Annotated in this window: 17 protein-coding genes; 10 read left to right on the forward strand and 7 right to left on the reverse strand. The window is 59.2% G+C overall.

Annotated elements, in window-relative coordinates; genetic code table 11:
• The first annotated feature begins 85 nt into the window (after positions 1-85).
• On the forward strand, positions 86-853 hold the full coding sequence (locus VOI23_RS03810; protein WP_323781758.1) for a DeoR/GlpR family DNA-binding transcription regulator: 768 nt from the start codon (positions 86-88) through the stop codon (positions 851-853).
• 112 nt (positions 854-965) lie between these two features.
• Here the strand turns inward: VOI23_RS03810 and VOI23_RS03815 are convergent, their stop codons facing one another.
• The 6 genes from VOI23_RS03815 to VOI23_RS03840 form a co-directional block, all read right to left on the reverse strand.
• Complete coding sequence (locus VOI23_RS03815; RefSeq protein ID WP_323781760.1) at positions 966-2816, reverse strand: ABC transporter ATP-binding protein; 1851 nt, start codon at positions 2814-2816, stop codon at positions 966-968.
• A gap of 3 nt (positions 2817-2819) precedes the next feature.
• Positions 2820-3692 carry a metallophosphoesterase family protein gene (locus VOI23_RS03820; RefSeq protein ID WP_323781763.1) on the reverse strand — a complete coding sequence of 291 codons (873 nt, stop codon included), beginning with the start codon at positions 3690-3692 and terminating at the stop codon, positions 2820-2822.
• A gap of 65 nt (positions 3693-3757) precedes the next feature.
• Positions 3758-5311: an ABC transporter substrate-binding protein gene (locus VOI23_RS03825; protein ID WP_323781766.1), complete on the reverse strand. Its 1554-nt coding sequence runs from the start codon at positions 5309-5311 to the stop codon at positions 3758-3760.
• Between the two features lie 78 nt (positions 5312-5389).
• Positions 5390-6277, reverse strand: a complete 888-nt coding sequence (locus VOI23_RS03830) for an ABC transporter permease (RefSeq protein ID WP_323781768.1) — start codon at positions 6275-6277, stop codon at positions 5390-5392.
• A 4-nt stretch (positions 6278-6281) separates the two neighbouring features.
• Positions 6282-7211, reverse strand: a complete 930-nt coding sequence (locus tag VOI23_RS03835) for an ABC transporter permease (RefSeq protein ID WP_323781771.1) — start codon at positions 7209-7211, stop codon at positions 6282-6284.
• Entirely contained in the window at positions 7205-7975 is a 771-nt protein-coding gene (locus tag VOI23_RS03840; protein ID WP_323781773.1) for an HAD-IIA family hydrolase, read from the reverse strand. Before VOI23_RS03840 ends, VOI23_RS03835 begins: the two co-directional genes overlap by 7 nt.
• 146 nt (positions 7976-8121) lie before the next feature.
• Here VOI23_RS03840 and VOI23_RS03845 point away from each other — a divergent pair, with 146 nt between their 5' ends.
• Positions 8122-9036 carry a LysR family transcriptional regulator gene (locus VOI23_RS03845; protein WP_323781776.1) on the forward strand — a complete coding sequence of 305 codons (915 nt, stop codon included), beginning with the start codon at positions 8122-8124 and terminating at the stop codon, positions 9034-9036.
• Positions 9037-9188: 152 nt separating this feature from the next.
• Here the strand turns inward: VOI23_RS03845 and VOI23_RS03850 are convergent, their stop codons facing one another.
• Entirely contained in the window at positions 9189-9611 is a 423-nt protein-coding gene (locus tag VOI23_RS03850; protein ID WP_323781778.1) for a MarR family winged helix-turn-helix transcriptional regulator, read from the reverse strand.
• 108 nt (positions 9612-9719) lie between these two features.
• Between VOI23_RS03850 and VOI23_RS03855 the strand changes: the two genes are divergently transcribed.
• The 8 genes from VOI23_RS03855 to VOI23_RS03890 all read left to right on the forward strand — a co-directional run bounded on the left by VOI23_RS03855 (position 9720) and on the right by VOI23_RS03890 (position 20660).
• Positions 9720-10838, forward strand: coding sequence for a substrate-binding domain-containing protein (locus VOI23_RS03855; RefSeq protein ID WP_323781874.1), 1119 nt, complete (start codon positions 9720-9722; stop codon positions 10836-10838).
• Between the two features lie 138 nt (positions 10839-10976).
• Positions 10977-12566 carry a flotillin family protein gene (locus VOI23_RS03860; RefSeq protein WP_323781783.1) on the forward strand — a complete coding sequence of 530 codons (1590 nt, stop codon included), beginning with the start codon at positions 10977-10979 and terminating at the stop codon, positions 12564-12566.
• Between the two features lie 50 nt (positions 12567-12616).
• The gene (locus VOI23_RS03865) at positions 12617-13837 is read left to right on the forward strand and encodes an ABC transporter substrate-binding protein (RefSeq protein ID WP_323781786.1); all 1221 of its coding nucleotides are present in this window, start codon (positions 12617-12619) and stop codon (positions 13835-13837) included.
• Between the two features lie 90 nt (positions 13838-13927).
• Entirely contained in the window at positions 13928-14794 is an 867-nt protein-coding gene (locus VOI23_RS03870) for an ABC transporter permease subunit (RefSeq protein ID WP_323781789.1), read from the forward strand.
• Entirely contained in the window at positions 14794-15831 is a 1038-nt protein-coding gene (locus VOI23_RS03875; RefSeq protein ID WP_323781792.1) for a branched-chain amino acid ABC transporter permease, read from the forward strand. The genes VOI23_RS03870 and VOI23_RS03875 overlap by 1 nt, the downstream gene beginning before the upstream one ends.
• On the forward strand, positions 15824-16540 hold the full coding sequence (locus VOI23_RS03880) for an ABC transporter ATP-binding protein (RefSeq protein WP_323781795.1): 717 nt from the start codon (positions 15824-15826) through the stop codon (positions 16538-16540). The genes VOI23_RS03875 and VOI23_RS03880 overlap by 8 nt, the downstream gene beginning before the upstream one ends.
• A gap of 1 nt (position 16541) precedes the next feature.
• Complete coding sequence (locus VOI23_RS03885) at positions 16542-18899, forward strand: amidase (RefSeq protein WP_323781797.1); 2358 nt, start codon at positions 16542-16544, stop codon at positions 18897-18899.
• 12 nt (positions 18900-18911) lie between these two features.
• Positions 18912-20660 carry an AMP-binding protein gene (locus tag VOI23_RS03890; protein ID WP_323781801.1) on the forward strand — a complete coding sequence of 583 codons (1749 nt, stop codon included), beginning with the start codon at positions 18912-18914 and terminating at the stop codon, positions 20658-20660.
• Positions 20661-20758: the final 98 nt, after the last annotated feature.

A 20758-nucleotide genomic window follows, 5' to 3' on the forward strand; every position in this document is an offset into this window, starting at 1 on the left:
AATAATGTTGTTTTTCCGGATATTGATTGCGATGACATGACGGAAAACATAGCATCCTGATGAATCAGTTAGGCTTCGAACGAAAATGGAAAAAGGTGATGCGGCCCGGCGCCGCGATCATATCGTCAACTTGCTTTCCAGCTATGGGGAACTGTCGGCGGCGGCGTTGGCCGAAATGCTGGACGTCACGGTGCAAACCCTGCGGTCGGATTTGCGCGCGCTGGACGAAGCCCGGATCGTGCGCCGCCGCCATGGTGGCGCGACACTGACCTCGGCCACCGAAAATATCAGCTACCAACCGCGACTAGCCGTTTCGCGCGACGAAAAGAACCGGATCGGCGCGGCCGTCGCCGCATTGATCCCGAACGGGGCCACAGTCGCGCTGGGAACCGGCACCACGGTCGAAGCTGTTGCGCGGGCGCTGACCGGACATGAAGGCCTAACGGTGGCGACCAACAACATCCATGTGGTTTTGGCCCTGCGGATGGCCGAACGGATCACCGTTTTGCTCGCCGGCGGCGAGGTGCGGTTGCGCGATCTCGACTTCATCGGCGCCGAGAGCCTTGAATTCTTTGCAGGTCTCAAATTCGACCATGCCATTTTTTCCGTTGGTGGAATGTCGGTGAACGGCGATCTGCTTGATTTCAATCTTGATGAAATTCGTGCCAGACAAGCGATTTGCGCCTGTGCACGCACCCGTACGCTTGTCGTCGATCACGCCAAGATCGGGCGACAGGCACCGCATAGCTGGGGCCGGTTTCACGATTTGGAACGGGTGGTCTGCGGCGGTGGTTTCCCACCCGTTCTGAAGCAGCAGGGGCGACGAAAAAACTGCGAAATTGTCGAAGTGTAGCGACCGGCCACAGCAAAACCGCAGGTCGGTTCGGGTTGTAGCTATGCGGAAGCGGCCCGGGTCATCCATTCAGAATCTTGTGCCCGTCCGGCGCGCAGCCGACATGGCGATTTCAGACCCGGTCAAACTGGTCCCGACGCATGGCTTCGGGCGTCGCACCGCCGTGGCTGATCTCCGCCTGCGATAGCGGCGATTTCCCGAACAAAAGAGCGCTGGCCGGATCGTGGTCGGCTACAAAATGGCCGTTCGCAACCTCGACCATATCCGCGCGCACCGGTGTATGCCCTGTGGGCAGCAAAAGTTTAGGCGCTGTCAGGGTTGCCAGATTTGGCCGGGATTCGTTGCGGCGGGATGGATCCGGCAGCGGAACAGCCGACAGGAGCCGCCTCGTGTAGGGGTGCTGCGGGTTATGCAGCACGGCTTCTGTCGGGCCGGTTTCGACGATTTGCCCGGCCCACATGACGGCTACCCGGTGGCTGACCCGTTCGACCACCGCGATATCGTGCGAAATGAACAGGAACGACACCCCATCCTCGGCCTGTAACCGCGCCATCAGGTCGGTGACCTGCCGCGCGACCGACACGTCAAGCGCCGACACCGCCTCGTCGGCGACGATCAGGGCCGGACGCGCCGAAAGGGCGCGGGCGATGCACAGCCGCTGACGCTGGCCGCCGGAAAACTGATGCGGGTAGCGGTCGGCTGCGTCCGATTCCAACCCGACCTTTGTCAGCAGCTCATCGGCCAGCGCACAGCGGTCACGGCGCGACATCCGGTGGTGGATATGGGCCGGTTCGGTGATCAGGTCGCGTACGGTCATGCGCGGATTGAGGCTGGCGAAGGGATCTTGGAACACCATCTGAGCATTCTGGCGCAGCGGCCGCATCTCGACCGCGTCGAGTCGGGTGATCTCATGTCCGTTCAGGTGGACGCGGCCCTCGCTTGGTTCAACAAGGCGCAGGACAGCGCGGGCCAGCGTGGATTTTCCACAACCGGATTCGCCCACCAGCCCCAGCGTTTCGCCCGGCGCAACCGATAGCGAAACGCCGTTCACCGCGTGGTAATCCAGGTGCCCGCCAGAGAACAATCCGCGCTGGACCGGAAAGCGCACGGCTAGGTTTTCAACCGCCAGCACCGGATTGGCCGGGCGGCGCAGCGGTTTCGGCGCACCGCTGCCCAGTTTCGGTGTCGCAGCCATCAGTTGCCGGGTATAGGCGGCGCGGGGTCGGGCGAAGACATCCTCGACCGGGCCTTCCTCGGCCTTTTCGCCCTGTTTCAGAACCACGACGCGGTCGGCGATATTGGCGACCACGCCCATGTCGTGGGTGATGAACAGAACCGCCATGCCGATCTCGTCCTGCAACTGTCGGATCAGGGCCAGGATTTCGGCCTGGGTGGTCACGTCAAGCGCCGTCGTCGGTTCATCCGCGATCAACAGGTCGGGCCGGCAGGCCAGCGCCATGGCGATCATCACCCGCTGGCGCAGTCCACCCGATAATTCGTGCGGAAACTGATTCAGCCGTCGTTCCGGTTCGGGAATCTTTACCCGCTCGAACGCCTCGCGCGCGGCGGCGCGGGCCTCGGTTGCATCAAGCCGGCGATGCAGGCGCAGCACCTCAGCCACCTGTTCGCCCAGCGTCATCACCGGGTTGAGCGCGGTCATCGGTTCCTGAAAAATCATCGAAACGCGGTTGCCGCGCACCTGCTGCATCTGTCGGTCGGTCAGTGTCGAAAGTTCCAGCGCGGGGGTACCATGCAGGGTGATGGTGCCGCCGGTGATGGCTCCGCCTTCGCGCTCGATGAGGCGCAACAGGGCCAGCGCAGTGGCGGATTTTCCTGACCCGGATTCACCAACCAACGCCACCGTTTCCCCCTTCGCTATATCGAAGGACAGGCCCTTTACGGCTTCATGTGATCCGAAGTTCAGGCGTAAATCGTCGACGCTCAGAAGGGGGGAACGGGGCATGGCTCAGCTTTCGGTTTTGGCGTTACGAGCACGCCGTTCGGGATGGTCGCGGAAATCCGGCATGACCGGGGTCCAGCGCCGGGCGGAGGGGGTGATTTCGGCGCGGTAGGGATCATCGCCCACCACGTCCCAGCGCACAGTGTCGCCCAGTTCGATCACGCCCATCGCACCGGCAGGGGCGCCTTCGGTGGTGAAGCTTTCGGTCAGCGATTGCTGGGTCAGGTGCGGGATGCCGTCTACGGTGGTGACGGTGTTCCAATGCACGTGACCGGACAGGCAGACCACCGGCACCTTGGCCTGTGCCAGCGCGGCGCGGGCGCGATCCGCCATCGGGTAGGTGGAATGACCGGGGTTGTTCTGGAAATAGTAGTTGCCGATCTGGGAATGGCCCGACACCGGCACGTGGCTAACCACCAGAAGCGGTCGGTCGGCGGCCTGAACGGTGCGCGACAGCCAAAGAAGGTCGGCTTCGCGCAGCACGAAACCGTTGTGTTCGGGCGTGCGCAGGATGCGGGTATCGGCACGCCACAGCGCGATGCGCCAATCGCCGATATCGTGGGTTTCGTGGCCCAGCGACTGGCCGAGGATTTCCTCGTTCTCTGCGATGCTCAGGTAATCGCGGTCGTGGTTGCCGTTCAGGTGCCAGATCGGTTTTTCCACGGCGCGGAAGGCCTCGGCCACCTCGGCCTCCAACCGCAGGTCGGTGTCGTGGTCGACATCCGAAATCCGGTCGCCCAGATCGAGCACGTGATCGACTTCGGCGTCGCGGACGTAATGGGCGAATTCCTCCATCAATCCCATCGCGGTATCGCCGCGCTTGGTGGCAGAAGGGGTTCCGTGGTGGATATCGGCAACAATGGCAAGACGAACGGACATGGCGGGGACTTTCCTGAATTGGGGGGAGGGGCCCGCCGCCGCGTGGGCGGCGGGCCGTTTTATGATCAGTTCGAAGCGAAGGAGATCGACCCGGCACGGAAGTCGAGCACGTAGGGAATGTGGCCTGGCTTCGGTGCCCAGCTCACGTCCTTGCGCATCGCCCAGCTCTCATAGGGACGATAGAGCGGCAGCACCGGCGGGTCCTGCTTGATGCGTTCCATAAGTTCGCCGTAGGCGGTCTTGCGGGCCTCGACGTCCTTGGAGAAGCGGAAGCGTTCCCAGATTTTGGCGTATTCCGCGTCGGTGTTAAAGCGGCCTTCGCCCTCGGAGGGACCGTTCGGGGCCCACATCACGCCGAAAGATCCGAACGGGTCGGCGAAATACATCGGGTTCGACCAGTTCCGGGTCATCATCTCGGGCGACCGTCCTGACCATTTTTCGGCGATGTTGACGCGGCCGTTGATGCCGACCTCTTTCCACATTTCGGTGATCGCCTGTGCGGCCAGCAACCCGTTGGTGTAATAGGTCGGGTGGGTGTCGAAGGTGACCTCGAACCCGTCATAACCGGCTTCCTTCAGCAGTTGCTTGGCCTTTTCGGGGTTGTATTCGAAGGTCTTCAGTTCCGGCATATAGAGATCGCCGTATTCCTTCAGCGTGTGGGTCGAGGGAACGACAGCCTTACCCAGCCACAGCGCCTCGTTCAGCGTGTCGCGGTCGATGGCGAGGCTCAGCGCCTGACGGATGCGCGGGTCCTTCAGCTTGGGGTGGTTCACGTTCATGATCATGACGTGAAACAGCGGTGTGGCGCTACCCACGGTGCGCAGGTTCTTGTCGCTCTCGATCAGCGCCAGCTGGTCGGGGGCGATATTGGTGATGATGTTGGCCTCGCCGGTTTTCAGCGCGGTCAGCCGCGATGCGGTTTCGGGGATGTGCTGCACAGTGGCTTTGGCCAGCGGTGCCTTTTCGCCCCAAAAATCGTCGAACCGTTCATAGACCACCCGTTCGCCCGGCACGAATTCGGCGATGCGATAGGGGCCGGTGCCCACGGGTGCCAGCGAAAAGGCTTCGAAATCGTCATGCTCGGCCACTTTGGGGTCGCCGGTCAGGCCCTTGGTATAGTCCTCTGGGATGATCATGACCTGCTGCAGGTTCAACAGGGTTTCCCACAGCGGTTCTTCTTTTTCGACGCTGATGCGCACGGTCAGGTCGTCGATCTTTTCGGCCTTGACGAAGTTCGACAACCGGTCGCGCGACCGCACCACATAGGGCGGGAAATCGGCCTGGTACATGCGGTTGAGCGAAAATACCACGTCATCGGCGTTCATGACTTCGCCGTTGTGGAAGGTCACGCCGTCGCGCAGTTTCAATTCCATGGTCTTGGGGTCGACCAGTTTCCATTCGGTGGCCAGCGCCGGTTGCCAATCGGCTTCCAGCGTGTCGTGGTTCTTGCCGATCAGGGTGTCGAAGCTGTTGTAGTAGAATTGCGACCCGACATTGGAATGGTCGCGACCGGGGTCGAGATAGCTCGACACGTTGGCGGCGCCGACGGTGATCTCTTGGGTAGAAGCGCCCGAGGCGAGCCCGGCGGCGAGGGCGGTGGAAAGCAGCAGTCTCAGCATTTGTCTTGTCTCCGTAAGGATTGATTAGACGATTGAAGGGGACGGGCGTTTGCGCCTCTGTTGTTGATATGTTCGGGGCTACCTTTCGCGCAGCCGCACATCGGCGCCATCGCGCAGCCAGTCGCCAAGGATTTGCACGGCGAAGGTAATAAGCAGGATCATCGTCGCCGGTGCTGCTACGATCCATGGTGCGGTCGGCATGTAGTCGCGGCCAATCCCGACCATCGATCCCAGCGTCGCGGTGGGTGGCTGTACGCCAAGGCCAAGGAAGGACAGGGTGCTTTCCAGCAGCACGATGTTTGACAGTGCCAGCGTGAACTGCACCACCAGCGGCGAGATGATGTTGGGCAGAAGGTGATGCCGGGCAATGCGCAGCGGACCGGCTCCAGCGGCGCGGGCGGCCTCAATGAAGGGGATGTTCATCAACCGCTTCACTTCACCCCGCACGATACGGGCATATTGTTCCCACCCTGCTAATCCCAGAACCAGCACGATCACTTCGATCGAACTGCCGAGGATCGCCAGCAGGAACAGGGCGACCAGCGTGAAGGGCACGGCGATCTGGGTATCGACTGCGGCCATGATTGTCGCCTCGACCCGGCCGCCAACGATGCCTGCCAGCAGCCCCAGCGTACCGCCGATCAGCAGGCCCAACATTGCGCCAAGACTGGCCAGCATCAGCGTTAGCCGCAGCCCGTAGAGGCTGCGCGAAAACACGTCGCGCCCCAATTCGTCGGTGCCCAGCAAATACCCGGCCTTGGCCCGCTCAAGCCCAAGCGGTGGGCGCAGCCGTGAGATCAGGCTTTGCGAATTCGGATCGAACGGAGCGATCAGCGGAGCCAGAAGGGCCATAAGGACAAGGCTCAGACCGATCACGATCGCCGCCTTCTGGATGATATTGGCGCTATGCCAGAGTTGCAGGGCGGCAGCCGGGACAGAGGTGGCAGGGACGGCAGGGTAGGTCATGGGGTCAGCCTTTCACGCTGTGACGCAGGCGCGGATCGGCCCAGGCATAGGCGAGGTCGATAGCAGCATTGATCATGATCACGGCCACCGCGACGGTCAGCACGCCGAATTGCAGCACCGGGTAGTCGCGGCGCAGCGCCGAGGTGACCAACAGATCGCCGATCCCCGGCCAAGCGAAGATCGACTCGATCACCACTGATCCCGAGGCCGCCAATCCGGCAACCTGCAACCCGATCACCGACAGGATGGTGATGCCGGCATTGCGCAGTCCATGTTTGAAGATGACTGCGCTTTCGGGCAGGCCCTTGGCACGGGCGGTGCGCATGAAATCCTGTCCCAGCACGTCCAGCATGGCGTTACGGGTAAATCGTGTCAGCGCCGCGATCAGAACGCCCGCCAGCGCGACGGTGGGCATGATGAAATGCCACGCCGTGCCGTTGCCCACCACTGGCAGCCAGTTCAGCCAGTAGGAGAAGATCAGAACCATCACGATCGCGAGGACGAAATTCGGCACCGCATAGCCGAGGAAGGCCACCACCATTACCGCGCTGCCGATCCAGCTTTTGCGCCATATTGCCGCCGTGATGCCCAGCGGGATCGACACCAGCAGGGTCAGGGTGACAGCGGAAAGCAGCAGTTGCGTCGAGGGCCAGACGCGTTCCAGAACCATATCCGCCACCGGGCGCCTTTCGATGAAAGACAGGCCGAACTGACCATCGGTGAAGGACCGCAGAAAGGCGAAATATTGCGACAGGACCGGTCGGTCGAGCTCATAATACTTGATCAGCAGATCACGATCTTCGGTGGTCATTCCGTCGCCGATCACGAAGTCGACCGCGTTGCCCGACAGCCGGGTCGCAAAGAACACGATGGTGACGATTACGAAGAAGGTCAGAGCCATCCGCATCAGGGTGCGCAGAGTATAACTCAGCATGTATGGACTCCAGTTTTGAGGGGTAGCGCTGGGGTTTCGCCCGGGCGTATCAGCCGCACGAATTCGACACCGGCGGCCATGGCGGCGGCGCCGTCGGTTGCCTCGGTGTCGCCGATGAAAACGGCGGCCCCCGGGGTGACGCCCGCGCGACGCAGTGCTTCGCGCGGCAAATCGGGGGCTGGTTTCCCCAGGCTCGTCATGCGGGCCTGCGGGACGATGGCCGTGATCGCTGCCCAGATCGCACCGGTTTCGGGCTGCGGGGTGCCATCGGCGCCCGGGTGGCTGGTGTCGGGATTGGTCAAATAGATCGACAGCCCGGCATCGGCCAATTCGGCGATACGAGCGATATCGGCAAAGCTCAGGGCGGTGTCGCGGCCCAAAACGACCGACTGCGGCTGGTCACGGTCAGGCTGCAATCCCAAATCTCGCGCCAGCTCCTGCAGCGGTGGATTCACATACAGAGCCACCCGCGCTCCGGGCCGGGCAGCAGCCAGCGCGCGCAGCGTCATCTCACCTGCCAACAGGATACGGTCTGACGATAGTGCAAGGCCGAGCCCTGCCAACCGTGTCGACAGGGTTGGCGCTGTGTCCGATGAATTGTTGGAAACGATCCATAACCGGTCCGCGCAGCGGGCGAATAGTTCGGGCACGTCGGGCAGCACCGTATCGCCAGACAAAAGGCAGCCGTCCAAATCCGCCAGAACGGCGTCCCGGCCGAGCCAGGGACCGTCCAGAAATTGCTGCAATCCGATCGGCTTTCGCATGGCAATACCCTTTTGTTCGGGGAATTCCCCGTCTGCGCGTTGCGGCGCTGTTGCTTTCTTGGAGCCGGCCTCGCGCCGACTGTTGCGACGGTGATGATGGGGAACTGTAACATCGCCGTTACGTGTGAAGGTGTATGTTGCGGATCATGAAGGCATCGGTTTCAGAAACGGTCTCAGGGCTCTCTCTTTCCCGTTTGCGCGCCCTTACGGCGGTCGCGGAAGAAGGATCGTATTCTGCTGCGGCCCGCCGAATCGGCATTTCGCATTCCGCCGTCGCACAGCAGATCCGAGATCTGGAGCGCGCCTACGACATCCACTTGTTCGATCGCTTGCGCGGGGTGCTGCTACCGACCCCTGCCTGTCTGGAACTGTGCGACATCGCCAGCCGTATGCTGCAGGCCCAACGTGACGCTGAACGTGTGCTGGCACGCCGGGGACCTTCGGGCAAACATCGCCTGCGGGTCGGTTTGGGAAATTCGATGCCGGGCATCGCCATTATTGGGCGTATGCTGGATCTCCACCCGACCCTGACGGTGTCGGTCGAAAGTGGATCGCATCAGGACATCATGGCCGCGGTGTCCCGGCGCGAAGTCGATGTCGCAGTTCTGCCCAATCTGCCCGTGGATTCGCGGTTCCGGCGCTTCCCGGTCCTGTCACAGGAAGTGGTGGCGATCGTGTCGCCTGATAATACAATGGCCGGGAAAAAAGAGGTAACTCTGGATCACCTCGCGGCCCGCCCGCTGGTGTTCAGATCCCCGGGGTCGTCCACCCAGAAGGTCGTGGACCGCGGGTTCCGTCAGGCCGGGCTCACGCCCGAACCGCGTTTGACGGCGGATACAAGGGATGCGGTCTATGAAGCGGTAGCTTTGGGGATCGGTGTCGGCTTCATGTGGCGCTTTGGCACTTACCGGTCGGACACTGTGCGCCGGATCAGGGTTCCGGAATTTCGTTCGACGGTGGACGAGGTGGTGTTCGCGCTTGCCGATGACCGCAATGCGTTGACGGACTTGTTTTTCAACGTCGCGGGGCAGTTCCGGCCAGAAACGGCGATATTGCCCTGACACCCTGTGTCGGCGCGTAATTCCAAATCTTCGCGGTAAGGTGCCTAAAATTTTGGCGGTTAGCCACAACCCGATGGACAGATCGCCGCAGGGGCGATGGCAGATCCTGCTGACCGAACCCTCGTTGGCAGATCATGAAAACACAGATCGCGTCAGCTAATCCCGCGCAACAGCTGTATCAGCTGCTCGGTTTCGGATTTTCCAAGCTGATCCAGGATTGCGGAATCCTGATCCTGAATTTCCTGTCTGATCTGCATCATGCGTTTTCGACCAAGAGCCGTCGGCAGAACGTTGATCTGGCGTTGATCATTTTGCGCGACCTGACGGTGAACCAGACCGTCCGAAACCATGCGATCAACCAGTTTGGTCAAAGTGGGAGGATTCATCAGAACGATTTCTGCAAGTTCGCCCATGGTCAGTCTATTTCCGGCGTCGAGCGTTTCCAGAACGCGCCATGTTTCGATCTGAAGACCGTGCTTGCGCAGGCGGGCGCTCAGCGACGTGTTGACCTTTCGGTGGGCCGCAGCAAGCGCGTAAGAAAGATAGTTGTAGATCGGGCTGCCGCTGGGTTCCATGACACATACTCACCAATTTCTGCTGATCAAATTTTAGTTGACTTGGAAAGTGAATTCAAATGGAATGTGTTGGTCCCCGATCCGCACGGAAAGGGCGCCAGCGCCATGATGACGTTTTTGACTGCTCCAACGGTTCCGACGGAATTGGAGGAACTTCACGACTTTTCTCTTACATACGGTAAGGGAGCATACCGGATCGCCCTGCTCATTCCCTTGTGCGGTTCGGCCGGGCTATGGGCACCGTCATGTATCTCAAGCGCACAGGTTGCGGTTGAGGAACTGAACCGGGCCGGTGGGATTGAAGGTCGCAAAATTCAGCTCATCATGATCGACGCTGCTCTCGAGGCCAATATTTCGATCGAAGAGACCGTCAACGGGCTTATCGAAGCGGGCGCGATCGACGCGATTGTCGGGATGCATATCAGCGCGATCCGCCAGCGTCTCAGCAAAGTCGTGCGGCAGCGGATTCCCTATGTCTATACGCCTCTTTACGAAGGCGGGGAAAGCACGGCCGGGCTTTTCGCCATCGGCGAAACCCCGCAGGAACAGCTGGGCCCGTCAATCGAGCTGCTTCAGAATAAATACCGTCCCAAAAGTTGGGCGTTGATCGGGAACGATTATGTCTGGCCGCGGACGTCGCATTCTTTTGCCAAATCGAAACTGAAAGAAATGTCAGTGGGTTTGGTTTACGAAAAATACCTGCCATTCGGCATCCGCAATATGGCACGCTTTGTTGACGAAATTGCCGGTTCGGGCGCAGAAGCCGTTCTGATTTCCCTCGTTGGTCAGGATGCCGTGGCGTTCAACCGGGCCTTCGGCAGCGCCGGATTGCATAACCGGATGGTGCGCCTGTCCTGTGCCGTCGAGGAAAACGCGTTGATGGCCAGCGGGTCGCGCAATAGCAAACGGTTATTCGTGGCCTCGTCTTACTTTGCGGCGCTCCCGACCGACGCGAACGCGGCCTTCAAGGAACTCTATTACAAGCTCCACGGCGATGTCGCACCTGCGCTGAACGCGCTTGGACAATCGACCTATGAAGGTGTGCATTTCCTGGCCGGGCTGATGCAGAGCTACGCGCTCGATTGGCGTGAACATTATAGTAAAGACGTGTTGCCTGTGGTTCATCGCAGCGGGCGTACACGGGCCAATTCAAACAAGAGCGAGCGGGCTCCGATATACCTTGCTCGGGCGGATGGATTGAAGTTCGAAGTTATTAAAGAGTTATAAAACAATGCACTAGAGACAATTATTTTCCTTTTCAAATTTAATGCTTGAATTGGAAATTAAAATCTTCCACGGTTTAATCAAGAATGATCGCGGCACCATTTCCGGTGTGCGACACATGCTAAATCGGGGAGAACTGCCTTGCTCTGGATTGCTCTGTTGGTGCTTGCGGCACTGATTGTCCTTGTCGGGATCTGGTTCCTGCAACGGTTCTACGCCAAAGCAACTTTGGATACTGCTCTGGTTCGGACCGGGTTCGGGGGACGCCGCGTGGTGACCGATGGCGGGTGCCTGGCCCTGCCCATCCTGCATCAGGTGCAGCGTGTTTCGATGGGCGCGCTCAACTTTTCAACGCGTCGCCAAGGACGCGACGCCGTCCTGACACGGGATCAAATGCGGGCCGATGTCACTTTCGAATTCGAACTGCGGGTCGATCCGACTGAGACGGGTATCTCGACTGCGGCTCAGGCGCTCGGGCATCGGATTGCCCGTGGCGGTGACACCGTAGAAGAAGTTCTCTCCGGCGCGTTGGTGAATGCCATTCAAAACGCGGCGGCGGCGCGCACGCTTGAGGAAATACATCTCGATCGTAGCGGCTTTGCCCAAGATGTCGCAACGGCGGTCGAAACGCAGGCCGAACGGCTTGGCCTGACGCTGGTATCCGCCGCTTTGATTGCGGTTGATCAAAGCGATCTCAGCTTGTGGAACGAAAACAACGCCTTCAATGCCCAAGGTATGCGGCGGTTGGCCGAACTGGTCGCCGATCAGCGCAAGGCGCGTGTTCGGATCGAGACCGAGGCGGAAATTTCAGTACGCGAAAGCCGTCTTGTCCAGCACCAGCGCCAGCTTGAGCTGCAACGCGAAGAGCGCGAAGCCGAGATCGCCCAGCAAGAGCATCTGGCCAAACTGGAAGCGGACGCGAAATCCCGGGAAGATCGTGCGCGGGATGCCGCGAAGCTGGCAAGTGAGACCGCGCGGATAGAAAACGAAGGCCGTGCCAAGGCGTCTCAGGTCGAGCAGGACGAGACACTGAGAAAAGCTGAAATGGCGGCGATCCTTTCGTTGGAAGAATCCAGGATTGAAAACGATATTCATCTTGCCCGGAAACGCGCCGAGGAATCCGAAGCCAAGGCGATCGAGGAAGAAGCGCGCGCCAAGATCCTTTTGGCAGCCGAGCATGTTCAGGCCCAGAAAGACCGGGCGGTCGCGGAACGCGAACGCGAAACCGCCCGACTGAAACAGGTAAAAGAACTTGAACTGGAAGACGCCCGGGTCAAAAGCGACGTCGGCACGATGCTGGCAAAGGCGCAGGCCAACGCCACCGTTGCGACCAAGGCCGCCGAAGCCGAACAGGCGCGGATGGAGGCCGAAGCCGCCGGGCGCGTTGCCCTCAATGCCGCAGAGAACACCCTGAGCGATGCCGTCATCCGGATGCGTCTGGAAGAACGCAAGCTCGACCGGTTGCCCGAGATCATGACCCAGATGATGAAGCCGGTTGAAAAGATCGACTCGATCCGCATCAACCAGATTTCCGGTGCCGGTGGTGGTGGCGGTACTTCTGGCGAAGGTGTTGACGGGGCCTTTGGCGCCGCGATGGATCAGATCCTTGGCATGGCCGTGCGCCTGCCCGCGATGAAACAGATGGGCGAAGAAATCGGCCTTGATTTCGATGCCAACCTCGCCGGTCGGACCGCTGACTACGCCAACCGTATCAAATCCAAAAAAGAGTGACGCAGGAAAACTGCGCACCGACACAGAATGCCATCAGAGAGGATATTGCCATGTTACTGAACAGACGGAAATTTTTGAACGCAACAGCCGCGATAGCAGGCGCAAGCCTTCTGCCCCGCGTGGCGTTGGCCGGGGACACGATCAAGCTGGGGTCGATCATCGATACGTCCGGCATTTTCGATGCCTACGGCAAGCCGATGGATATGGCGATGCGGCTTGCGGTGAATGAAATCAACGGTGCCGGCGGTCTTTTGGGTAAGAAAATCGAAGTCGAAGCCTATGATACCCAATCCGATATGGCGCTTTATTCCCAATACGCCCAGCAACTGACCCGGCAGGACAAAGTGGATGTGGTGCATGGCGGCATTCTGTCTGCGTCGCGCGAAGCGATCCGCCAGACCATGCGCAAGACAAAGACGCTCTATTTCTACAACGTACTTTACGAAGGCGGCGTCTGTGACCGCAATATCTTCATCAATGGCGTCACCCCTGCCCAGCAGGTCGCAGCGCTGGTACCCTATGCGATGGGGAAAGCGGGCAAGAAGGTTTATATTCTTGCCGCTGACTATAATTACGGCCAGATCACCGCGCGCTGGATTCAGAAATTCGTCGCCGAAAATGGCGGTGAAACGGTCGGGGTCGATTTCTTCCCGCTCGACGTTAGCGATTTCGGGTCGACCATTGCGAAAATCCAATCGGCCGGTCCCGATCTTGTCATCGCGCCGCTGGTCGGTGGGGCGCATCTGTCTTTCTTCCGGCAATGGGCGGCGGCGGGAATGAAAGACCGTATTCCATTGGCCTCCACAACGCTTGGGGTGGGGAACGAACACAAGGTTCTGACCCCCGAAGAGGGTAACGGTATCATGGTAGCTTATAATTACAGCCAGGAATTGGATACTCCCGGGAACGTGGCATTCAAGGAAAAATGGGCCGCGGCCTATGGCGACAGCAGTATGATCCATGAAATCGCCGTTTCGAACTATAACGGCATTCTGACATGGGCCGAAGCGGTGCGTCAGGCGGGATCTCTGGATCGGGATGCGATGATCGCGGCGCTTGAAACCGGGCTTTCCATCGAAGGTCCGTCGGGCAAGGTCACCGTCGATCCGAAAACCCACCATGCGGTGCTTGATGTTCATCTGATGGAAATCGAAAATCAGGGCATGCGCGTGATCGAAACCTTGCCACAGCGGCAACCGATCGACACTCAGGCGGTCTGCGATCTGTCGGCCAATCCGAACGATAACACCCAGTACGAAATTAAGATCTGAACCCTTGCAGATCCGAAGCAGGGCGGCGGTTGCCGCCTTGCCCCCCTCGCGGGGGAACGGTCGAGCTTTGCCTAAGGATACCTCGCGCTTATGGACCTAACATTCGTCATATTGGTGGAAATGCTTTACGCGGTTGCCTCGTTGATCCTGATCAGCGCCGGGTTGGCCGTGGTGTTCGGCATGATGAAGGTGATCAACCTCGCGCATGGCGAATTCATGATGATGGGCGGCTATGCGACCATCACCGCGGTGCAGCTTGGCGTAAACATTTTTATAGCAATGCTGGTCATCGCGCCGATCGTGGTCGGTCTGATCGGTCTGGTCGTGGAACGGCTGGTGATCCGCCATCTCTATGGGCGTCTGGTTGATACCATGCTGGCAACCTGGGGGCTGAGCCTGTTTTTCATCGGTCTTGCCACGATGATCTTTGGCAACACCACAACGGGTATTTCAACACCGATCCCCGGTTTCACCATCGGCGACTATCAGATCAACGGCTATAATTTCTTCATTATCGTTGTTTCGGCTTTGCTTCTGATCGCCATGCTCACCGCGCTAAAGGCGACCCGCGCCGGGTTGATCGCGCGTGGAGCGATGCAGGGGCCGGACATGGCGGCCGCGCTGGGCTACAGCCCGGACCGTATATATATGGCGACTTTCTTCTGCGGCTCGGCCTTGTCTGGTCTTGCGGGCGCAGTGCTCGCCCCTCTGGTCGGTTTGGTGCCAACCTCGGGCGGGGCTTATATCGCCAAGGCGTTTATCACCGTGATCGCGGGTGGTCCGTCGCTGATCGCCGGGTTGTTTTCCAGCGCCTCACTCTTCGGCGTCGTCAATCAGATTTTCACCTTCGCCCTCTCTCCGGTGATCGGTGAGGTCGCTCTTCTGGTTGCTGCTGTGATCCTTCTTCGTCTTTTGCCGCAGGGAATTACCGGCAAATTCTTCAAGGGGAAGCTGTGATGCCTGGCAGCCTGCAAAAAGACCTCGCAACAACTATCGTCGTTACAGCGCTGCTGATCTGGGTGATGCCGATGCTGATCGGAACCTTCACGCTTACGGTTCTGGCCATCTACGGAATGCTTGGCCTCAGTCTTGGCCTGATCTGGGGCTTCGGAGGCATTCTGTGCTTCGGACAAGCGGCCTTTTTCGGTTTGGGCGCCTATACTTACGCAATCGCCGCGATCAACACTGGTGAAAGCACGCTGCCGATGATCCTTGCCGTGCTGGTGCCCGCCCTCTTTGCCGCACTGCTTGGCATTATGATGTTTTACGGCAGGCTGACGGATGTCTACCTTGGCGTTATAACGCTGGTGGTTACGCTGATCCTTTTCAAGTTCATCAATTCCACTGCCGGACCGCAATATGTGATCGGTAAGGCGCGGCTGGGTGGTTTCAACGGTATTCCCGGTTTTCAGACCCTGAACATTCCCGGAAACCCCGACGCCTATATCTGGGGTGACACCTATTTCTACGTCTGCGCCATAATGCTGGCTTTGGTGTATCTCTTGGTATCGGCGTTGCTTCGGTCCAGCTTTGGACGCGTTGCCGTTGGCATACGTGAAAACGAAACTCGCATTTCCCTGATGGGCTATGACGTGCGGGCGCGCAAAACCGTCCTCTTTGCCGCTGGCGCGGCGATTGCCGGGCTGGCCGGGGCACTGTTTGCCAACTGGGGCGAAATCGTCACCCCCAACCTGTTTTCGCTGGGCCAATCCGCCGAAATTATCATCTGGTGTATCGTTGGCGGGCTTGGAACGCGCTTGGGTCCGATCCTTGGTGCGGCCGGGCTTGCCTATCTCAAATTCCTTCTGGGCCAGCAAAGCGTGGTCGACAACACCCTGATTACTGGCCTGATCCTCGTTCTTTTCGTGCTGTTCCTGCCCCGCGGCATTGTGCCAGCGCTGGCAGGGCTATGGAAAATCAGCTTTGGCCGCCGACCGTTGGGTCGGATTCATCAGGCCCGGCGACTGCGCAACAGGGAACGGAATCATGGCTGAAATTGTGCTGGAAACACACGGGTTGACCATGCGGTTCGGCGGCGTCGTCGCTGCGAACAACGTGGATTTCAAACTGCGGGCGCGGGAATTGCGTTGTCTGATTGGCCCTAATGGCGCGGGCAAATCCACGTTCTTCAAATGCGTCACCGGGTTACAAACCCCGACCGAAGGTCAGGTCTATATGCGCGGACAGGAAACCACTGACTGGATTCCGCATCAGATCGCCTCTCTCGGGGTTGGGATCAAAACCCAGACCCCGAACGTCATGGATGCCTTGAGCGTATTTGAAAACATCTGGCTGGCCGCGCGGAGGTTCCATGATCCGGCCGAGGCAAACCGGAAAACCCAGGAAGTGATTGAGCGTCTGGCGCTGAACGCGATCGCGCGGAGCGATCTGGGTCAGCTTGCCCATGGCGAACGCCAGCGGGTCGAACTGGGCCTGGTGGCTGTCGGTGATCCGTGGCTGGTGCTGCTGGACGAACCCGCAGCAGGGATGAGCGCCGAGGATGTCGAGCGCATGACCACCATCATTCACGAACTCAACAAAACGGCTGCCATTGTGATCGTTGAACATGACATGCAGTTCATCCGGTCGATCGCGCAGGATGTCACGGTTTTCCATCAGGGCAAGGTGCTGATGGAAGATCACGTCGACCGGGTGATGTCCGATCCGACCGTTCGCAATGTCTATCTTGGAAAGAAGGCCTGACATGGCTGAAAACGTCACGGAAATACTTGAAATCAAGGGTCTGTCAGGCGGTTATGGCAAGGTGCCGATCCTGCATGGTATCGAATTTTCGGTTGCCGAGAACGAAGTCGTGGGCATTCTTGGCCATAACGGCATGGGCAAAACGACCCTGATGAAAACCGTCATGGGTTTCCTGCCTGCAAGTTCAGGATCGGTGCGGTTCCATGCTACGGACATCACCCGCATGTCACCCTACGAACGCGCCGGTCTGGGTTTGGGATACGTCCCACAAGGTCGCGGGATCTTTCCGCAGCTTAGCGTGCGCGACAACCTGCGCTTTGCCTGGCACGAATATGCCGGAGCCTCTGAAAGCGATGTGATGGAGGCGGTGCTTTCGGATTTCCCGCGCTTGCGCCCGCTGCTCGACCGGGAGGGCGGTGCGTTATCGGGCGGGGAACAGCAATTGCTGGCTTTGGCGCGCTGCCTGATGGGTGATCCCGATTTTCTGCTTCTTGACGAACCGACCGAAGGTATTCAGCCGTCGATCATCGAAGAAATGGCTGAAACCCTTTTACAGCTTCGAAAAAACCGGGGGCTGTCGATCCTTCTTGTCGAACAGAATTTCGATTTCATCTCGGACCTTTCCGACCGTGTACTGGTTCTGGAACGCGGCCGGATCACTGGCGAACTCAGCCGCCACGATCTGTCCGATCAGGCCAAAGTCGATCAGTTTCTCGGGTTTGGCGCGGCGCGTTCAACCCGTGGGCAAGCCGCGTCCGGTACCGTTGCAGCGCAATCGCGTATTTCTGAAATCAAGGCACCGGGCGGGCATATTCCCGATCCGCTGCCCACATCCGTGGTGACAAATATGACCGTGAGACGCCCCACTCTTTTCCAGATGCGCGAAATGGCCAACCGCTTCGGCATGAGCCTGACGGACACAGATCTGCAGGAATTTTCCCAGATCATGGAACCTTACATTCAGGCTTATGATCGGTTGGACGCAACGCCCGACAACCTGCCTCCGGTCAGGTATCCGCGGGCGCCGGGGCATTTTCCCGACTTTTCTGAAAACCCGCTGAATGCATGGTACGTGAAAACCGAAGTGCGTGGGGCACCGGACGGGCCGCTGCGCGGTAAACGGATCGTTTTGAAGGACACGGTCTGCCTTGCCGGGGTGCCGATGATGAACGGGTCTTCCATCATGGAAGGCTACACCCCTGAAATCGACGCCACCATCGTCACCCGGATGCTGGATGCTGGCGCGGTCATCACCGGTAAATCCCATTGCGAAAACTTCTGTCTGTCCGGCGGATCGCATACCAATGCAAAGGGGCCGGTTCAGAACCCATGGAAACACGGCTATATGGCTGGCGGGTCTTCCAGCGGGTCCGCCGCGTTGGTGGCCACGGGCGAGGTGGACATGGCGATCGCCGGCGATCAGGGTGGGTCGATCCGCATTCCATCTTCCAATTGCGGTGTTTACGGAATGAAACCCACCCACGGGCTTGTTCCCTATACCGGGATCATGCCGGTCGAGCAGACGATCGACCACGTCGGACCGGTTACAAATAACGTGTCCGACAATGCGCTTCTTCTTGAAGTTCTCGCAGGCAGTGATGGCTTGGACCCGCGTCAGTATTGCCCGCAGACATACCGCTATACAGAAGCCTTGGGACGTGGCGCGCAGGGGTTGCGGATCGGTGTCCTCAAGGAAGGATTCCATCGTCCCGAAAGCGAAGCGGATGTTGATCACAAGGTCTTGGCCGCCGCCGACCGTTTCCGCGAACTCGGTGCCCGTGTCGACGAAGTTTCCATTCCCGAACATCACCTCGCCGTCGATTGCTGGACGGCGATTACGGTCGAAGGATTGCAGGACCACATGATGCGCGGCAATTCCGGTGGCACGAATTACAAGGGCCTGTTCCTGCCTTCGATGATGGATCACATGGCGCAATGGCGGTCGCGGGCGGACGAACTTTCTCATTCTCTGAAGGTCTGTATGTTCCTGGGCGAATTCTTTCAGGAGCAATATCGCGGGCGTTTTTACGGCAAGGCGCAGAACCTGATGCGCAAAGTGAACGAAAAATATTCTGATGTCCTGAAGCAATACGACGTTCTGCTGATGCCGACCGTCCCGATGAAACCACAGGAAATTCCGCCTGCCGATTGTTCGATCAGCCTGTACGTCCAGCGCGCGTTCGAAATGATTGGCAATACGGCACCTTTCAACGGCGGTTTGCCTGCCATGGATGTTCCCTGCGGTCTGAGCGAAGGGCTTCCCATCGGGATGATGCTGGTTGGATCGCAATACGGGGAATTGAAAATTTACCAGGCGGCGCATGCTTTCGAGCAAAGCGGTGACTGGCGCGCCATGTAAGGGAGGTCACCCATGTCGATCCTGAACGAAAGCCTTGCAAACCGGATTTCCGGCTGGGACAGTTCCCGGGATTCCATTGCTGAAACGATCGCGCCGGTCGACGGAATGTCCTATGTGCGCGGTCCGAGCGCACCGCCGCTTGCCTATGTCACCATTCCGCAGCTTTTGCGCGAAGCGGTGGCGCGTTTCGGACCGCGTGATGCGGCCATCTTTTGCGAACAGGGTATCCGGTTGAGCTACTACGACCTGGATCGGGCGGTTGACGAACTGGCCTCTGGTCTTCTGGCTCTGGGGCTTGAAAAAGGCGACCGCGTCGGGATCTGGTCCCCGAACCGCTTCGAATGGGTGCTGACTCAATTCGCAACCGCCCGGGTTGGGCTGGTCATGGTCAATATCAACCCCGCCTATCGCCTGGCCGAATTGAAATATGCGTTGAACAAGGTCGGTTGCAAGGCGCTCATTTCGGCCCGGTCTTTCAAGTCGTCAGACTACCTCGGTATGATCCGGACCCTTGCCCCTGAACTTGAAACCTGCGCGCCGGGACGGTTGCAGTCGGAGGGTTTGCCCCATTTGCGCAGCGTCATCGTGATGGATGACGCCCCGGGACCCGGCACCTACTCTTTTACCCAGCTGAAAAAACTTGGCGGCCCGGCCCAGCAGTTACGGTTGCCTGAAATTGACCGAACCCTCAACCCGGATGACGCGATCAATATTCAATTCACATCCGGTACGACGGGTATGCCGAAAGGGGCGACGCTGTCGCATTACAACGTCGTCAACAATGCGCACTGTGTCACCGGGCGGATCAACCTGACCGAAACCGACCGGTTGGCCATTCCGGTACCGCTTTACCACTGTTTCGGCATGGTGATGGGGGTTCTCGGGGCCGTCAGCAAAGGGGCCGCGATGGTCTTCCCCGGCGAAGCGTTCGTGGCCTCTGATACGCTTGATGCTCTGGCGGCGGAAAAGTGCACGGCGGTTTACGGTGTTCCGACCATGTTCGTCGCCATGCTGCAAGATCTGGAACAAAACCCGCGCGACCTGTCGCATCTGCGCACCGGGATCATGGCGGGTGCCCCTTGTCCGGTCGAGGTCATGCAGCGGGTCAATACGGAAATGAATATGGGCGAGGTCACGATCTGCTATGGCATGACAGAAACGTCACCCGTCTCCTTCCAAAGCTTTGTTGATGATGACCTCGACAAACGCTGCGAAACCGTCGGTCGGGTTCATCCGCATCTTGAGGTCAAGATCGTCGATCAGGACGGCCAGATCGTGCCCGTTGGGACGCAAGGTGAGCTATGCACGAGGGGCTATTCGGTCATGAAAGGGTATTGGCAGGACCCCGAGAAGACCGCCGACAGTATCCGCGACGGCTGGATGCATACTGGCGATCTAGCCGTGTTCGACGAAGACGGGTTCTGTTCCATCGTGGGGCGGGTAAAGGACATGATCATCCGGGGCGGTGAAAACGTCTATCCGCGTGAGGTCGAGGAATTCCTGATCCGCCATCCAAAGGTAAGTGATGTGCAGGTCTTTGGTATTCCCGACGAAAAATTCGGTGAAGAGGTCTGTGCCTGGGCGGTTGCAAAACCCGGAACGGAACTGACCGGAGACGATTTGCGGGATTTCTGCCAGGGTCAGATCGCCCATTTCAAGATACCCAAACATATCCGGATCGTCGACGATCTGCCGATGACGATTACAGGGAAACCGCAAAAATTCATCATGCGGGAAAGAATGTTGGAATGGCTGGGATAGGGGCGCGCGGCGGCTGCTTGGTCGGCAATTCCGCAGCCCGCTGAACCCTGATCTTTCAGTTGCATGACCAAATTTGCTTCACGAAAGGTGAAAAACGC

The sequence above is a fragment of the Thalassovita sp. genome, assembly GCF_034670005.1.
GTDB lineage: Bacteria > Pseudomonadota > Alphaproteobacteria > Rhodobacterales > Rhodobacteraceae > Thalassobius.

Excerpts from the sequence above, each read along its gene's own strand:
- VOI23_RS03840 (WP_323781773.1), bottom strand. The coding sequence starts at position 7,975 with ATGCGAAAGCCGATCGGATTGCAGCAATTTCTGGACGGTCCCTGGCTC.
- VOI23_RS03890 (WP_323781801.1), top strand. The coding sequence starts at position 18,912 with ATGTCGATCCTGAACGAAAGCCTTGCAAACCGGATTTCCGGCTGGGAC.
- VOI23_RS03865 (WP_323781786.1), top strand. The coding sequence starts at position 12,617 with ATGTTACTGAACAGACGGAAATTTTTGAACGCAACAGCCGCGATAGCA.
- VOI23_RS03815 (WP_323781760.1), bottom strand. The coding sequence starts at position 2,816 with ATGCCCCGTTCCCCCCTTCTGAGCGTCGACGATTTACGCCTGAACTTC.
- VOI23_RS03845 (WP_323781776.1), top strand. The coding sequence starts at position 8,122 with ATGAAGGCATCGGTTTCAGAAACGGTCTCAGGGCTCTCTCTTTCCCGT.
- VOI23_RS03850 (WP_323781778.1), bottom strand. The coding sequence starts at position 9,611 with ATGGAACCCAGCGGCAGCCCGATCTACAACTATCTTTCTTACGCGCTT.
- VOI23_RS03830 (WP_323781768.1), bottom strand. The coding sequence starts at position 6,277 with ATGACCTACCCTGCCGTCCCTGCCACCTCTGTCCCGGCTGCCGCCCTG.
- VOI23_RS03885 (WP_323781797.1), top strand. The coding sequence starts at position 16,542 with ATGGCTGAAAACGTCACGGAAATACTTGAAATCAAGGGTCTGTCAGGC.
- VOI23_RS03835 (WP_323781771.1), bottom strand. The coding sequence starts at position 7,211 with ATGCTGAGTTATACTCTGCGCACCCTGATGCGGATGGCTCTGACCTTC.
- VOI23_RS03820 (WP_323781763.1), bottom strand. The coding sequence starts at position 3,692 with ATGTCCGTTCGTCTTGCCATTGTTGCCGATATCCACCACGGAACCCCT.
- VOI23_RS03870 (WP_323781789.1), top strand. The coding sequence starts at position 13,928 with ATGGACCTAACATTCGTCATATTGGTGGAAATGCTTTACGCGGTTGCC.
- VOI23_RS03810 (WP_323781758.1), top strand. The coding sequence starts at position 86 with ATGGAAAAAGGTGATGCGGCCCGGCGCCGCGATCATATCGTCAACTTG.
- VOI23_RS03875 (WP_323781792.1), top strand. The coding sequence starts at position 14,794 with ATGCCTGGCAGCCTGCAAAAAGACCTCGCAACAACTATCGTCGTTACA.
- VOI23_RS03855 (WP_323781874.1), top strand. The coding sequence starts at position 9,720 with ATGACGTTTTTGACTGCTCCAACGGTTCCGACGGAATTGGAGGAACTT.
- VOI23_RS03880 (WP_323781795.1), top strand. The coding sequence starts at position 15,824 with ATGGCTGAAATTGTGCTGGAAACACACGGGTTGACCATGCGGTTCGGC.
- VOI23_RS03825 (WP_323781766.1), bottom strand. The coding sequence starts at position 5,311 with ATGCTGAGACTGCTGCTTTCCACCGCCCTCGCCGCCGGGCTCGCCTCG.